Source organism: Nonomuraea solani (assembly GCF_900108335.1).
In the GTDB taxonomy this organism is placed as follows: Bacteria; Actinomycetota; Actinomycetes; order Streptosporangiales; family Streptosporangiaceae; genus Nonomuraea; species Nonomuraea solani.
The window spans coordinates 1,089,451-1,102,492 of record NZ_FNVT01000001.1; the positions used below are offsets into that span (position 1 = coordinate 1,089,451).

A 13,042-nucleotide genomic window follows, 5' to 3' on the forward strand; every position below is an offset into this window, starting at 1 on the left:
GGTTATGGCATTCGCGGTAGCACGGACGAGGGATGAGGCGCATCTCTACCTCGACCTGCACCCGTGCGCGTGCGGTTCGGTGGACACCACCTGGGACAGCGGGCTGGTCAGCGTGGAGGGCGAGCTGAGCAATCGCTACTCCGGGAGCTGCGGGGCGTGCGGGCGGCCGCGGGAATACCTGTTCGGGCTGCCGGGCAAACCCGTGATGCCCGCCGGATATCCGACGTTCGGCGGCGCCGAGTCCTCGCAACTGCTCGACGCGGGGGAGTGGATGTGGGTGGCCGATCTGACGGCGGGCAACGTGCCGGTGGACGACGAGGCCGAGGCCCGGCGCACCCTGGCGGTGGCGGCGGCGGCCGTGGAGGAGGTCGTCAAGTTCATCCCGCCGGGCGCCGACGAGGTGCCCGACGACGGGTTCTGGTCGGAGCGCGGGCAGCAGGTGCGGGCGGCCGAGCCCGGCCGGTTCCGGCTCGACCGGCTGCTGATCGTCAGGGACACCTACCGTGACCTGAAGGCGCGGCATGCCTGAGCGCGGCACGGGCCGCTCCCTCGTGGAGGCGTACGTCCACCTCGACCTGATGGTGTCGGGCGCGTCCGACCGCGCGACGGTCACCGACACCCCCGAGGGGTGGGTGCTGCGCGTAGAAGACGTCGAGGTGCTGGTGCCGTACGAGGCGGAGGAGACGGCCCAGCAGGCGGGCGCGGTGTTCGGGACGGGGCTGTCCGAGCTGCTCGACCCGGGCCAGTGGGTGCTGATCGCCGGCACGTACGCGAGCCGGGCCCTGGAGGAGGGCCTGTTCTACGCCGCGGGCCCCGAGGATCCCGAGCAGTTCGACGCCATCGCCGCCGACTGGAGCTTCGCGGCCGAAGCGGTGGCCGAGGCGCTGAAGTTCCTGCCCGAGGGGGCCACCGAGCTGCCCGTGGAGGAGTTCTGGAGCGAGATGGGCAGAGAGGCCCGCGACGCGGAGCCCGGCCAGTTCACCAGGGAGAAGCTGGAGGGCGACCTCGCCTTCTTCCGCCAGAGCCTCGACGACTTCCACCGCCTGCACGCGCACTAGGGCAGGCGCCGGGCCGTCGAGGCGCGGGCGCGTAACTCCATCGGCAGCTTGCGCACCCGCGGCTCCGCCTCGTCGGCCAGCAGCAGCTCCACGGCCCGCCGGCCGAGGTCGAAGTAGGGCAGGTCCATGCTCGACAGCGCCGGATGCAGCCAGCGGGCCAGGTCGGAGTTGTCGAACGAGATCACCGACAGGTCCTCGGGGATGCGCCGGCCGGCCGCGGCGGCCGCCTGGTAGACGCCCATCGCGGCCCGGTCGTTCATGGCGATCACCGCCGTGGGCCGTTCGCGCTCCCACCAGCCCGCCTCGAACAGCCCGCCCAGCGCCCGGCGCGTCTCGTCGGGCCACCAGCCGCACTGGAGGTGCCCGGCGAGCCGGAGCCCCACCGCGCGCAGGCCCGCCCGGACCCCCGTCAGGCGGCGGCGGGCGGCGGGGGCGCGCGGGAGCACCTGGCCGACCAGCCAGATCCCGGTGGTGTGCCCGGCCTCTGCCAGCGCCCTGGCGGCGTCGCGGCCGGCCCTGGCGTCGTCGGGGATGACGGCCGGCACCTCCAGCGTCGGGTCGACGTTGTTCATCGTCACGAGCCGCTGCCCGCGCAGCACCTGGGGGACGGTGTGGACGGCCGTCGCCATGGTCGCGTACACGAACTTGCGCACCCCCTGCCCGAGCAGCGCGCCGACGGCCGAGACCTCCAGGGCGTCCACGCCCTCGCTGTCGGCCATCAGCACGACGTGGCCCTGGTCGGTGGCGGCGGCGACGCAGCCGCGGAGCATCTCCCCGGCGAAGTGCTCGGTGGCCACGACGTCGGAGATGACGCCGATCGCCGGCGCTCCGGGCGGAAGGGGCGTTCTGGGCACGAGCCGGCGGCGGTAGTCGAGCGTCCGAGCGGCCTGGACGACCCGCTCCTCCGTGGCGGGGGAGATGCGCATGTCGCGGCGGCCCGACAGGACGAAGGAGGCCGTGGTGGTCGAGACTCCGGCCCGCTCGGCGACGTCACGCAGCGTCACGCGGGTGCGTTGGCCTGCAGACATGTCGGCCCTGCCCGTCTTCGTCCGCCAGGATGCGTGTCTTGACATCCCGTGTAAGGAGAAGCACACTCGCGCTAAATATTTAGCACAGGGGCGAAATCCCGTGAACGCCACCGACCCCCTCAGGGCTCCGGTGGCCGGCGGCAAAGGAGACCCCCATGGCCACCCCCCTCAAGGCCCGCGACGACACACGACTGGCGCTGCTCTTCATCCTGCCCGCCCTGATCGGTTTCCTCGTCTTCCTGGTGTGGCCCGCGCTGCGCGGCATCTACCTGAGCTTCACCAAGTTCAACCTGCTCACGCCGGCCGAGCTCAACGGGCTCGACAACTACGTGCGGATGGCCCAGGACCCGGTCTTCTGGAACGCGATGCGGGTCACCGTCTACTACGTCGTCGTCAACATCGCCGTGCAGACGGTGCTGGCGCTGGTCATCGCGGTGATGATGCAGCGGCTGACGCGCCGGACGTGGTTACGCGGGATCGTGCTGACGCCGTACCTGGTGTCGAACGTCGTGGCGGCGATGGTCTTCCTGTGGATCCTGGACTTCCAGCTCGGCATCGGCAACAAGGTGCTGGAGGCCATCGGGGTCGGCAAGATCGCGTTCCTGTCCGACTCGGCCTGGGTCATCCCGACGATCGCGCTGATCAACGTCTGGCGGCACGTGGGCTACACCGCGCTGCTGATCTTCGCGGGCCTGCAGACCATCCCCGCCACCGTGTACGAGGCCGGCCGGGTGGACGGAGCCGGCGAGGTGCGGATGTTCCGCAGCATCACCCTGCCGCTGCTGCGCCCGATCATGGCCCTGGTGCTGATCATCACGGTGGTGGGGTCGTTCCAGGTGTTCGACACCGTCGCCATCGCCACCAGGGGCGGGCCGGTGGACTCGTCGAGAGTGCTGCAGTACTACATCTACGACGTCGCGTTCGGCCGCTTCCAGTTCGGCTACGCCTCGGCCATGTCGGTCGCGCTGCTGGTCGTCCTGGTGATCATCACGTTCGTTCAGTATCGGCTCACCCGGGCCGAGTCCACGGACCTGGGCTGAGGAGGGCTGCATGGCCATCGTCACCGGCACCCCGGCCACCGCGGCCGGCTCGTACGCCGACACGGCGGAACCGCCGCCACGGCCCCGCTTCGGGGTGGGCCGCGCGTTCGCCTGGGCGTTCATGATCCTGGTGATCCTCGCCAGCCTGTTCCCGTTCTACTGGATGCTGCGCACCGCGCTGTCCAGCACCAACGCCCTCTACGCCGGCGGCGACAGCCTGCTGCCGGTCCAGCCGTCATGGGGCGGCTTCGCGCGCGTCTTCGGGCTCCAGACCGGCCAGGAGGCGATCGACGCGGGCGGCGCGGGCCAGCCGATCGACTTCTGGCGCTACCTGCTCAACTCCGTGCTCGTCTCGACGCTGATCACCGCCGGCCAGGTGTTCTTCTCCGCCATGGCCGCCTACGCCTTCGCCCGGCTGCGCTGGCGGCACCGCGAGAAGGTGTTCGCGTTCTTCCTCGCCGGGCTGATGATCCCCTCGATCTTCACGCTGCTGCCCAACTTCGTCCTCATCAAGCAGATCGGCCTGATCGACACGGTGCTCGGGATCGCGCTGCCCAGCATGCTGATGACGCCGTTCGCGGTGTTCTTCCTGCGCCAGTTCTTCCTGACGATCTCCCGCGAGGTCGAGGAGGCCGCGCTCGTCGAGGGCGCCTCCAAGGCGCGGGTGTTCTTCCGGCTCATCCTGCCGATCTCGGCCGCGCCGATCGCGACGCTGTCGCTCCTGACCTACATCACCGCGTGGAACGAGTACTTCTGGCCGCTCATGGTCAGCTACACCGACCGCTCCCGCGTGCTCACCGTCGCGCTCGGCGTGTTCAGGGCCCAGTCGCCACAGACCGGCCCCGACTGGGCCGGGCTCATGGCGGCGACGCTGGTGGCGGCGCTGCCGATGCTGGTGCTGTTCATGGTCTTCGCCAGGCGCATCGTCAACTCCATCGGCTTCAGCGGGATCAAGTGAGGAGGCCGGCGATGATCAGGAGAGCGTACGCGGCCGCGGCCCTCGTTCTGGCGGCCACCGCTTGCGGCGGCGGGGGCGGCGGCAGCGCGGGCACCATCGAGTACTGGCTCTGGGACGCCGCCCAGCAGCCCGGCTACCAGAAGTGCGCCGACGCCTTCCAGCGCCAGAACCCGGGCCTGCGCATCAACATCTCCCAGTACGGCTGGGACGACTACTGGTCCAAGCTGACCGCCGGCTTCATCGCCGACACCGCCCCCGACGTCTTCACCGACCACCTGTCGAAGTTCCCCCAGTTCGTGGACCTGCGGGTGCTGCGCCCCCTCGACGACCTCGCCGCCACCCGCGACCTGCGCGACTCCGACTACCAGCAGGGCCTGGCCGCCCTCTGGAAGGGCCAGGACGGCAAACGCTACGGCGCCCCCAAGGACTGGGACACGATCGCGATGTTCTACTCCACCGCCGCCGTGCGGGCCGCCGGCATCGACCCCGCGCAGCTCCAGAACCTCACCTGGAACCCGCGCGACGGCGGCACCTTCGAGAAGACGATCGCCCGCCTCACCATCGACCAGAACGGCGTGCGCGGCGACGAGCCCGGCTTCGACAAGACCAAGGTCAAGACGTACGGGCTGGCCGCCGACGGCTCGGGAGGCAGTAGCTGGGGCCAGACCCAGTGGTCGGCGTTCACCGGGAGCGCCGGCTGGCAGGCCACCGACAAGAACCCGTGGGGCACCCACTTCAACCTGGACCAGCCCGTCCTGCAGGAGACCTTGAACTGGTACTTCGGGCTGGCGCGCAAGGGCTACATGGCGGACTTCGCCGCGATCGGCGGCAACACTCCCATCGGCCCCGACAAGCAGATCCAGGCGGGCGACGCCGCCATGGGGCTCAACGGCTCGTGGACGATCGCGGCGTTCACCAAGCTCACCGACGCGTCCGGCAAGAAGCTGGACATCGGCCTCGCGCCCACCCCGATCGGGCCGACCGGCAAGCGGGCCTCCATGTTCAACGGCCTGGCCGACTCGGTCACGACGTTCTCCAAGCAGCCGGAGGACGCCGCCAAATGGGTCAAGTTCCTGTCGGGCGAGGAGTGCCAGAACATCATCGGCCAGTCCGGCGTGGTGTTCCCGGCCCGGCCTCGGGGGACGGAGCTGGCCATCCAGTACAACAAGAGCGAGCGGAACCTGGACGTCTCCCCGTTCACGAACCAGGTCAAGGACGGCACGACGTTCCTGTTCCCGGTGACCTCGAACGCGGCCGACATCACCGCGCTGACGCGGCCGAACCTGGACGCCGTCTATATCGGCAGCGCGCCCGCCTCGTCGCTGACGGGCCTGAACGACCAGCTCAACGCCCTGTTCCAGGTGGTCGGCTGAGGTCGGAGCCGGTGGCCAGGCGTTTGCCGAGGCGCTGGGCCGGGGCCTCGATCAGGTGGTAGGTGAGGAAGGAGAGCGGGACCAGGGCGAGGAGGAACAGCGGCAGGTCCGGGGTCACGTACAGCAGGAGCGGGTGCAGGAGGTAGAGGGAGAAGCTGATCACGCCGAGCCAGGGCAGCCAGGCCGGGAACCTGCGCCGGCGCAGGGCGAAGGCCAGCCCGAACGCGCCGAAGGCGAGCACGAGCGCCGGGGCCCAGGCGGGGTCGTCCTTGGCGAAGATCCCGCAGCCCAGCACCGCCGCCACCGCGAGCCCGGCCGCGCGCCAGGAGATCGTGCCCTGCTCGGCGCGGTGGATCGCGGTGCCCGCGAACATGGTGGCCAGGATGATCACGCCCTGCCAGGTGCCGCCGCGGCTGCCCAGCACGACCAGCGCCAGCCCGAGGAGACCGCCCGCGACGGCGGCCACCGTACGGGCTCGGCCGCGGCCCAGCGCGCTCACCGCGATGGCCGCCACCACGGCGAGTGCGAGCACGGCGGCCACCAGGTCGGCCCGGCCGCCGATCACCGTCCGGGGGATCAGCAGCCCCGCCCCCACGGCCCCCACCGCCAGCGCGACGGCGATCCCCGCCGATCTGTGCGCCTGCCGGGCCGTGAACAGCGCCACGCACATCAGGTAGAACGCCAGCTCGTACGAGAGCGTCCAGGTCACGCTGATGACGGAGGGCAGGTTGAGCAGTTCCTGCAGCATCGTCACGTTGCCGAGCGCGACCACCGGCAGGGGACGTTCGGCGAGCCCGGGGGCGAGCGGGAACAGGCCCGCGGAGGCGAGGAGCAGGGCCAGGCAGAAGGCGGCCAGCAGCAGCGGCAGCAGGCGGAAGGCGCGGCCGGTCCAGAAGGCGCGCAGGTCGCCGCGCCGTTCCAGGGAGGCGGGGATGATGTAGCCGCTGACGAGGAAGAACACGAACACGCCCCAGGTGCCGGCGTCGATGCGGCGGTCCACCTCCGCCCAGACCTCGGGGACGAAGGTCCAGCCGGCGTGGTGCATGGTGACGGCCAGCGCTGCCGGTCCCCGGAGGGCGTCCAGCCAGGCCAGCCGGGCGGGGGCCAGGAGCATCTGAGGCAGTTTAGGCCATAACGGACGCTGGACGATGCCATCCGGACACACTTGTCCGGTTGCTACGATGGGTGTTGTGCCAGCCGATCGCCGACCCAACAGAGGACCCAGCGCCGCCGCCGAGAACCGCGCGGCGCTGATAGCGGCGGCCCGCGAGGTCTTCGCCGGCGCCGGATACGCCGCACCGCTCAGCACGGTCGCCCGCGCCGCCGGAGTCGGCCAGGGCAGCCTCTACCGGCACTTTCCCGACCGAGTCAGCCTGGCGATGGCCGTGTTCGAGGAGGGCGTCGCCGAGCTGGAGGCGCTGGCCGCCGAGCCGGGAACGACCGTGGACGACGTGCTCGACCTGATGACCGAGCAGACCATCGCCTCGACGGCCTTCATCGACATGGTCACCACGCGCCCGATCGACCCGGACCCGCGCATCATCGCCGTGCGCGACCGGGTGGCGAGGATCCTGGCCGGCGTGCTCGCCGACCCGGCCAGGGCGAGCGGCATCCGGGCGGGCGTCACGGCCGACGACCTGGTCCTGGTGGTCGGCATGCTGTCCGGCATCCTCGCCAAGACCCCGGCTTCCGCCCGCCGCCAGATCGCCGACCGGGTGTGGGCCCTGCTGCGGGCCGGCCTAGGAGACCGTACGCAGTAGTTCGGCCGGTGGGGTCCGGTAGCCATTGATGAAGGCGGCGTCGAAGGCCGCCGCGCCGAGGTGGTCGCGCAACGCGGTGAGGAGGGCCGGGCCGTCCGGGATGAGGCGGGAGGCGGCGCCGAGCAGGGCGGCGGCGCGTTCCGGTGCGCCGGTCGCGTGCAGGGATTCGGCCAGCAGGTGGAGGCCCAGCGCCGTGACGCGGGCGTCACCCAGCCCGAGGGCCAGGCCGACGCCTTCGCCCAGGTGACGCCGGGCGGCGGCGTGGTCCCCGTGGAAGGAGGCGGCCCGGCCGAGCCCGAGCAGGCAGCGGGCCGCGCACCGCAGGTCGCCGATGCGCCGGAACTCGGGCAGCAGCCCGCCGAAGCGGGTCCGCGCGATCGCATGGTCGCCCAGATACTGGTCGAGGGCGGCGCGATGGATCTCCGCGTGCAGCCGTTCGTGGTCGTTGCCGCTGGTCCTGGCCAGCCGGGCGGCCTCGCCTGGTTGGGGCCGGTGCCGTCGCCGGCGGTGCGGCAGGCGCGCTCGGCGAAGTCGCGCGCCCGTTTCGTGTCCTGGTAGCACAGGACGATGGCGCAGGTGATCGCGACGCGCAGGCCCAGGGCGCCGTCCGGCAGGGGGCGCCGGAGCAGCCGGTCCAGCCAGTCGAACAGCTCGCCGCTGCAGCCGACGATCTCCCAGGCCGTCCCGATGCCGGCGATGAACTCCCAGGCGGCGGTGGGGTCGTCCCGGTCGAGGGCCCAGCGCAGGGCGGCGCTCAGGTCCGCCGAGCGGCGGTACATCCACCGCAGCGCGGCCACCTGGTCGCGCCCGCGCAGATCCGGTACGGCGGCCACGGCGTGCCGCAGGTGGTAACCGGCGTGCTGCTCGCGCGCCGTCTCCGCGCCGCCGCGCGCGGCCAGCCGCCGGTGGGCGAACTGCCGGACGCTTTCGAGCAGGCGGTATTCGGTGGTCTCGTCGCGCCGGTGCGAGGAGATCAGCGAGCGGTCCAGGAGGCGGGCGAAGCTGCCGAGCAGGTCGGGGGAGCGCAGCGGCGGGTAGGCGACGACCTGCTCGGCGGTGTCGTAGTCGAACTCGCCGGGGAACACCGAGCAGCGTTCGAGCAGCAGCCGCTCGTCCTCGCTCAGTAGCTCATAACTCCAGGCCAGAGCCTCCTCCAAGGTACGGTGCCGGCTCGGCGACCCCCGCGCGCCATCGGTCAGCAGCGCGAACCGGTCGTCCAGCCGGGCCAGCAGCTCGGTGGGCGTGAAGAACCGGACCCGGGCGGCGGCGAGCTCGATCGCCAGCGGCAGGCCGTCCAGGCGGCGGCAGATCGTCGCGACCTGCCGGGCGTTGGCGGCCGTGACCTCGAACCCGGGCGAGGCCGCGGCGGCCCGATCGGCGAAGAGACGGCCGGCGCCGGACGCGAGGACGGCGGCCGGGTCGTCGAGCTCGGCGGGCAGCGGCAGGGGCGGGATCTCGTAGACGACCTCTCCGTCGAGGTGCAGCGCGCCGTGGCCGGTGGCCAGCACGTGCAGGTCTCCGAGGCCGGTGAGCAGGTCGGCGAGCAGCGCCGCCACGCCGGCGGTCACGTGCTCGCAGTTGTCCACGATGAGCCAGTGCCGGCCGTCGGCCAGCGTCCCGCGAATGAGCGCGCGCAGGCGGTGCTCCTGGCCGATGACGCCCAGCGCGTCGGCGAACGCGCGCTCCACCGCCTCCCCGGGCGCGACGGGGGCCAGGTCGATCAGGACGGCGGGCGGCAGCGAGGTGACCGAATGGGCCAGGCGCAGGGCCAGGCGGGTCTTGCCGGTGCCCGCGGGGCCGGTCAGCGTCACCAGCCGGTGCTCGCCGAGCAGCCGGTGCAGGTCGCCGAGCTCCCTGGTCCGGCCCACGAACGACGACAGCGGCCGGGGCAGCGCGTCGCGGGGCTCGCGGCGGGCCCGGACCCGGGCCGCCACGTCGACCAGTGCCAGCCGGTTGCCGCCGCCGAGCTTGCGGAGCAGCGACGACACGTGGCTCTCCACGGTCCGCTCCGACAGCCGCAGCCGGGCGGCGATCTCCTGGTTCTGCAGGCGGTCGCCCACGAGCCACAGGACCTCCAGCTCGCGCGGAGTCACGCCGGCGGTACGCGGATCGGTACCCATAAAGGGGAGTATGCCGCCGGGTGGGCGGAACGCCACGGTCCAGTACGGGGTGGATTTCCGTACTGAGCACGGATGTGCGGCCCCGGGAGGACGGGGTGGAATGAGGGGCCGGGTGCGCAGGAGGAGAGGAGACGGTGTGACGATGGGCTTTCTCGAGCCCGCGGACCTCACTACGGAGGCGCGGCGGCTCTACGACGAGGACGTCGCCGACGTCGGATACGTCATGAACCTCACCCGGCTGTGGGCCCACGACCCCGCCACCATGAGCGGGCTGTTCGACCTGCTGGGCCGGGTGATGCGGATGGGCGGGTTCGACCTGCGGCGGCGCGGGGTCCTCGTGGCCGCCTGCGCTTCCGCCTCGGGGGACTCCTACTGCTCGCTGGCCTGGGGGTCCAGGCTGGCGGGCGCGGCCGGTGCCCGTACGGCGGCGGGGGTGCTGCAGGGGGACGACGGCGGGCTGGAGCCGGGGGAGCGGGCGATGGCGGACTGGGCGCGCAAGGTCGCCCGTGACCCCAACGGGATCGGGCCCGAGGACGTGGCGGCGCTGCGGGAGGCCGGGTTCGACGATGCCCGGATCTTCGCGATGACGGTGTTCGTGGCGTTGCGGCTGGCGTTCTCGACCGTCAACGACGCCCTCGGCGCCCGGCCTGACGCCGCCTTCCGCGTCACGGTCCCGAGCGCCGTCCTGAACGCCGTCACCTACGGCCGCCCCATCGCCGACCAGCCGGCGTCGTGAGGGGGGACGGCCGGCCACGTGGCCCGGTACGGGGGTGGGTCGCGTGGCCGGCCGTGGGCTTCAGGCGGCTGACCAGCCGCCGTCCACCGGGACGATCGCGCCGTTGATGAACGAGGCGGCGTCTGAGGCGAGGAACAGGGCGGCGTCCGCCATCTGCTCGGGCTGGGCGAGGCGCTCCCCGAGGGCCAGTACGCCGCCGAGCCGGGCGGCCCCCTCCGGGTCGAAGCTGGCGCCGGTGGCGATGTTGGTCATGGTCGGGCCGGGCAGGATGGCGTTGCAGCGGATCCCGTCCTTCGCGTACGCCCACGCCACGCTCCGCGTGAGCCCGACGACCCCGTGCTTGGAGGCGGTGTACGCGGCCCCGGCCGCCCCGCCGCGGATCCCGGCCTCGGAGGCGGTGTTGACGATGGCCCCACTGCCCTGGCCGAGCATGTGCGGCAGCACCGCGTGCGTGACCAGGAAGGTGCCCGTGAGGTTGACGCGCAGCACCCGCTCCCACTGATCGACGGTGATGGCGGCGGGCAGCGCCATCGTGTCCATGATCCCGGCGTTGTTGCACAGCACGTCGATGCGCCCGAACGCGGCGAGCGCGGCCTCGGTGAGCGCGGCCACCGACGCCTCGTCGGAGATGTCGGCCGCCACGGCGACGGCGGCGGGCCCGATACTCGCGGCGGTCTCCTCGGCGTTGTCTCGATTGATGTCGCAGACCACGACGCGGGCGCCGGCCTTGGCGAAGGCGACGGCCATCGCCCGGCCGATCCCGGAGCCCGCGCCGGTGACGAGGCTGACACGGTCGTCGAAGGTGTGGTTGGTCAAGGGTTCGTCCTCCAGCTCCGGGCATACCGGACAATGTTGTCCGGTCAACATAGCCGCTCGGTGCGCCCCGCGTCGACTCTCGGCTCGGACCAGGGGGCGGCCGCGGTGGCGGATATGCTGACGTGCACCGGCGCGGAGAAGGACTGGCATGGACAAGCCCACGCACATGATCGAATACGAGACGATGCTGCTCAGCCGGCACCGCCACGTCGATCGCAGTGCGTACATCCTGCTCAGCCGCATCCGGCTGGCGGGCATGATGTCGATCGGGCAGCTCAGCGAGGCGTTCGGGCTCGACGCCTCCACCCTCAACCGGCACACCTCGGCCCTGCTGCGCGAAGGGCTCGCCGAGCGCATCCCCGACCCCGAGGGCGGCATCGCCCGCAAGTTCCGGATCACCGAGGCGGGCGAGCGCTACCTGGACGACGAGCGGGCCAGGAACATCGGCGGCCTGGAGAAGGTGCTGGCCGACTGGACGGCCGAAGACGTCACGGCCTTCGCGGCGTTCCTCAAGCGCTTCAACACCGACATCGAACGGCTCGCCGGCCGCCCCTGGCCCCGCCCCTGACCTTCGGCTGAATTAAATCAGTTGCTTGACTTATGACCTCCGCCTTGGTTGGCTGGCGTCAGGGTGAGTCAAGCCGGAAGTGGGACAGCGTGGCCGTACGCACGCCGACATGGGCGGCCCCACCTGGTACGCCCGCTTCGCCGCCCAGGTCAGGACGCTGCCCACGCCCCGCGCGAGCCGGCACGACGCGGCGACCGGCCTGATCGGCGCGATCGTCGCCCTGTGGACGGCCCCCGTGACCACCGAACGGAAGGGAACCCGCTGATGAAGGTCCTGGTGGACGAGCGCTGCGGCGCCGGGAAGTGCGAGGGACGATGAGCGAGACGTTGCGGGAGTTTCCGGGCGTCCGGGCGGCGCGGTGCCCGTTCGATCCGCCGCCGGCGCTGCGGGCCCTCCAGGAGGACGGCCCGCTGGCCCGGGTGCGGCTGGAGGACGGCACCACCCCGTGGCTGGTGACCACGCACGCCGAGCAGCGGGCGTTGCTGGGCGACCCGAGGGTCAGCGCCGACGTCACCCGCCCCGGCTACCCGGTCCAGACGCCCAAGGCCGGCGGCGGCTCGCTCAGCTTCATCCTGATGGACGATCCCGAGCACGCCCGGCTGCGCCGCGTGGTGCAGGGGGCGTTCACCGTCCGGCGGGTGGAGACCATGCGCCCGGCGATCCAGAAGATCGTGGACGACCTCATCGACGACCTGCTGGCCGGGCCCAGGCCGGTGGACCTGGTCGAGGCGTTCGCGCTGCCGGTGCCCTCGCTGGTGATCTGCGAGCTGCTCGGAGTCCCGTACGCCGACCACGACTTCTTCCAGGACAACAGCAAGACCATCATCAAGCGCGACGTCTCGCCCGACGACCGGATGGCGGCCTTCGGCCGGCTGGCCGCCTACCTGGACGGCCTGGTGGGCGACAAGCTCACCGGCCCGGCCGACGACCTGCTGTCCAAGGTGGCCGCCAAGGTCAAGACGGGCGAGCTGACGCGCTCCGAGGCGGCCCAGATGGGCGTGCTGCTGCTGATCGCCGGGCACGAGACCACCGCGAACATGATCGCGCTCGGCACCCTGGCGCTGCTGCGGCACCCCGGCCAGCTCGCGCTGCTGCGCGACGACGACGACCCCAAGCTGGTCGCGGGCGCGGTGGAGGAGCTGCTGCGCTACCTCAACATCACCCACAGCGGGCGCCGCCGGGTGGCGATGGAGGACATCGAGATCGCCGGTCAGGTGATCCGCGCGGGCGAGGGCATGATCATGCCGAACGACATCGGCAACCGCGACCCCGCCGTGTTCCCCGAACCGGACGAGCTGGACCTGCGGCGTGACGCGCGCCGCCACGTGGCCTTCGGCTTCGGGGTGCACCAGTGCCTCGGGCAGCCCCTGGCCAGGGTGGAGCTGCAGGTGGCCTACAGCACGCTCTACCGGCGCATCCCCACCCTGGCCCTGGCCACCGACCTGGAGAAGATCCCCTTCAAGCACGACGGCCAGGTGTACGGGGTGTACGAGCTGCCGGTCACGTGGTGACGGTTAAGTCCTGATATACCCGGTACGTGATCAAGGCCGCTCTTCTATGGTTGGCCTGACCATGCGCGCCCCCT

General features: G+C 72.0%; 13 protein-coding genes and 1 pseudogene. 10 read left to right on the forward strand and 4 right to left on the reverse strand.

Going from position 1 to position 13,042, the window contains the following annotated elements; all coding sequences use genetic code 11:
- Window positions 1-4 precede the first annotated feature (4 nt).
- Together C4V41_RS04735 and C4V41_RS04740 are read left to right on the forward strand one after the other, a co-directional pair.
- Window positions 5-529 carry a hypothetical protein gene (locus C4V41_RS04735; protein ID WP_103954443.1) on the forward strand — a complete coding sequence of 175 codons (525 nt, stop codon included), beginning with the start codon at window positions 5-7 and terminating at the stop codon, window positions 527-529.
- Window positions 522-1,058 carry a hypothetical protein gene (locus C4V41_RS04740; protein ID WP_103954444.1) on the forward strand — a complete coding sequence of 179 codons (537 nt, stop codon included), beginning with the start codon at window positions 522-524 and terminating at the stop codon, window positions 1,056-1,058. The genes C4V41_RS04735 and C4V41_RS04740 overlap by 8 nt, the downstream gene beginning before the upstream one ends.
- On the opposite strand, the gene C4V41_RS04745 is transcribed toward C4V41_RS04740, so the two are convergent.
- The gene (locus tag C4V41_RS04745) at window positions 1,055-2,086 is read right to left on the reverse strand and encodes a LacI family DNA-binding transcriptional regulator (RefSeq protein ID WP_160150166.1); all 1,032 of its coding nucleotides are present in this window, start codon (window positions 2,084-2,086) and stop codon (window positions 1,055-1,057) included. The genes C4V41_RS04740 and C4V41_RS04745 overlap by 4 nt on opposite strands.
- A gap of 155 nt (window positions 2,087-2,241) precedes the next feature.
- Between C4V41_RS04745 and C4V41_RS04750 the strand changes: the two genes are divergently transcribed.
- Genes C4V41_RS04750 through C4V41_RS04760 form a run of 3 tightly spaced genes read left to right on the forward strand, consistent with a single transcriptional unit; the run spans window position 2,242 to window position 5,457 of the window.
- Window positions 2,242-3,126 (forward strand): carbohydrate ABC transporter permease, encoded by an 885-nt coding sequence (locus C4V41_RS04750; protein ID WP_103954446.1) that lies wholly within the window; start codon window positions 2,242-2,244, stop codon window positions 3,124-3,126.
- A gap of 10 nt (window positions 3,127-3,136) precedes the next feature.
- A complete protein-coding gene (locus C4V41_RS04755) occupies window positions 3,137-4,084 on the forward strand; it encodes a carbohydrate ABC transporter permease (RefSeq protein ID WP_103954447.1) in 948 nt (315 codons plus the stop codon).
- A gap of 11 nt (window positions 4,085-4,095) precedes the next feature.
- Entirely contained in the window at window positions 4,096-5,457 is a 1,362-nt protein-coding gene (locus C4V41_RS04760; RefSeq protein ID WP_103954448.1) for an ABC transporter substrate-binding protein, read from the forward strand.
- On the opposite strand, the gene C4V41_RS04765 is transcribed toward C4V41_RS04760, so the two are convergent.
- Window positions 5,429-6,571, reverse strand: coding sequence for an acyltransferase family protein (locus C4V41_RS04765; protein ID WP_103954449.1), 1,143 nt, complete (start codon window positions 6,569-6,571; stop codon window positions 5,429-5,431). The genes C4V41_RS04760 and C4V41_RS04765 overlap by 29 nt on opposite strands.
- Window positions 6,572-6,638: 67 nt before the next feature.
- On the opposite strand from C4V41_RS04765, the pseudogene C4V41_RS63970 reads away from it, so the two are divergent.
- Window positions 6,639-6,776: pseudogene (locus tag C4V41_RS63970) on the forward strand (TetR/AcrR family transcriptional regulator); the annotation flags it as partial.
- 26 nt (window positions 6,777-6,802) lie between these two features.
- Here C4V41_RS63970 and C4V41_RS63975 read toward each other — a convergent pair.
- The gene (locus tag C4V41_RS63975; RefSeq protein WP_103954451.1) at window positions 6,803-9,337 is read right to left on the reverse strand and encodes an ATP-binding protein; all 2,535 of its coding nucleotides are present in this window, start codon (window positions 9,335-9,337) and stop codon (window positions 6,803-6,805) included.
- 142 nt (window positions 9,338-9,479) lie between these two features.
- Between C4V41_RS63975 and C4V41_RS04780 the strand changes: the two genes are divergently transcribed.
- Window positions 9,480-10,073, forward strand: coding sequence for a carboxymuconolactone decarboxylase family protein (locus C4V41_RS04780; protein WP_103954750.1), 594 nt, complete (start codon window positions 9,480-9,482; stop codon window positions 10,071-10,073).
- Between the two features lie 60 nt (window positions 10,074-10,133).
- Here C4V41_RS04780 and C4V41_RS04785 read toward each other — a convergent pair whose 3' ends face one another.
- Window positions 10,134-10,889: an SDR family NAD(P)-dependent oxidoreductase gene (locus tag C4V41_RS04785; RefSeq protein WP_235029900.1), complete on the reverse strand. Its 756-nt coding sequence runs from the start codon at window positions 10,887-10,889 to the stop codon at window positions 10,134-10,136.
- 148 nt (window positions 10,890-11,037) lie between these two features.
- Between C4V41_RS04785 and C4V41_RS04790 the strand changes: the two genes are divergently transcribed.
- The 3 genes from C4V41_RS04790 (at window position 11,038) to C4V41_RS04795 (ending at window position 12,968) form a co-directional block, all read left to right on the forward strand.
- On the forward strand, window positions 11,038-11,457 hold the full coding sequence (locus tag C4V41_RS04790) for a MarR family winged helix-turn-helix transcriptional regulator (RefSeq protein ID WP_103954453.1): 420 nt from the start codon (window positions 11,038-11,040) through the stop codon (window positions 11,455-11,457).
- Between the two features lie 79 nt (window positions 11,458-11,536).
- On the forward strand, window positions 11,537-11,722 hold the full coding sequence (locus C4V41_RS60590) for a hypothetical protein (RefSeq protein ID WP_146103535.1): 186 nt from the start codon (window positions 11,537-11,539) through the stop codon (window positions 11,720-11,722).
- A gap of 49 nt (window positions 11,723-11,771) precedes the next feature.
- A complete protein-coding gene (locus C4V41_RS04795) occupies window positions 11,772-12,968 on the forward strand; it encodes a cytochrome P450 (protein WP_103954454.1) in 1,197 nt (398 codons plus the stop codon).
- Window positions 12,969-13,042 lie beyond the last annotated feature (74 nt).

Excerpts from the sequence above, each read along its gene's own strand:
- C4V41_RS04760 (WP_103954448.1), top strand. The coding sequence starts at position 4,096 with ATGATCAGGAGAGCGTACGCGGCCGCGGCCCTCGTTCTGGCGGCCACC.
- C4V41_RS04735 (WP_103954443.1), top strand. The coding sequence starts at position 5 with ATGGCATTCGCGGTAGCACGGACGAGGGATGAGGCGCATCTCTACCTC.
- C4V41_RS04790 (WP_103954453.1), top strand. The coding sequence starts at position 11,038 with ATGGACAAGCCCACGCACATGATCGAATACGAGACGATGCTGCTCAGC.
- C4V41_RS04750 (WP_103954446.1), top strand. The coding sequence starts at position 2,242 with ATGGCCACCCCCCTCAAGGCCCGCGACGACACACGACTGGCGCTGCTC.
- C4V41_RS04780 (WP_103954750.1), top strand. The coding sequence starts at position 9,480 with ATGGGCTTTCTCGAGCCCGCGGACCTCACTACGGAGGCGCGGCGGCTC.
- C4V41_RS04755 (WP_103954447.1), top strand. The coding sequence starts at position 3,137 with ATGGCCATCGTCACCGGCACCCCGGCCACCGCGGCCGGCTCGTACGCC.
- C4V41_RS63975 (WP_103954451.1), bottom strand. The coding sequence starts at position 9,337 with ATGGGTACCGATCCGCGTACCGCCGGCGTGACTCCGCGCGAGCTGGAG.
- C4V41_RS04745 (WP_160150166.1), bottom strand. The coding sequence starts at position 2,086 with ATGTCTGCAGGCCAACGCACCCGCGTGACGCTGCGTGACGTCGCCGAG.
- C4V41_RS04765 (WP_103954449.1), bottom strand. The coding sequence starts at position 6,571 with ATGCTCCTGGCCCCCGCCCGGCTGGCCTGGCTGGACGCCCTCCGGGGA.
- C4V41_RS04795 (WP_103954454.1), top strand. The coding sequence starts at position 11,772 with ATGAGCGAGACGTTGCGGGAGTTTCCGGGCGTCCGGGCGGCGCGGTGC.
- C4V41_RS04740 (WP_103954444.1), top strand. The coding sequence starts at position 522 with ATGCCTGAGCGCGGCACGGGCCGCTCCCTCGTGGAGGCGTACGTCCAC.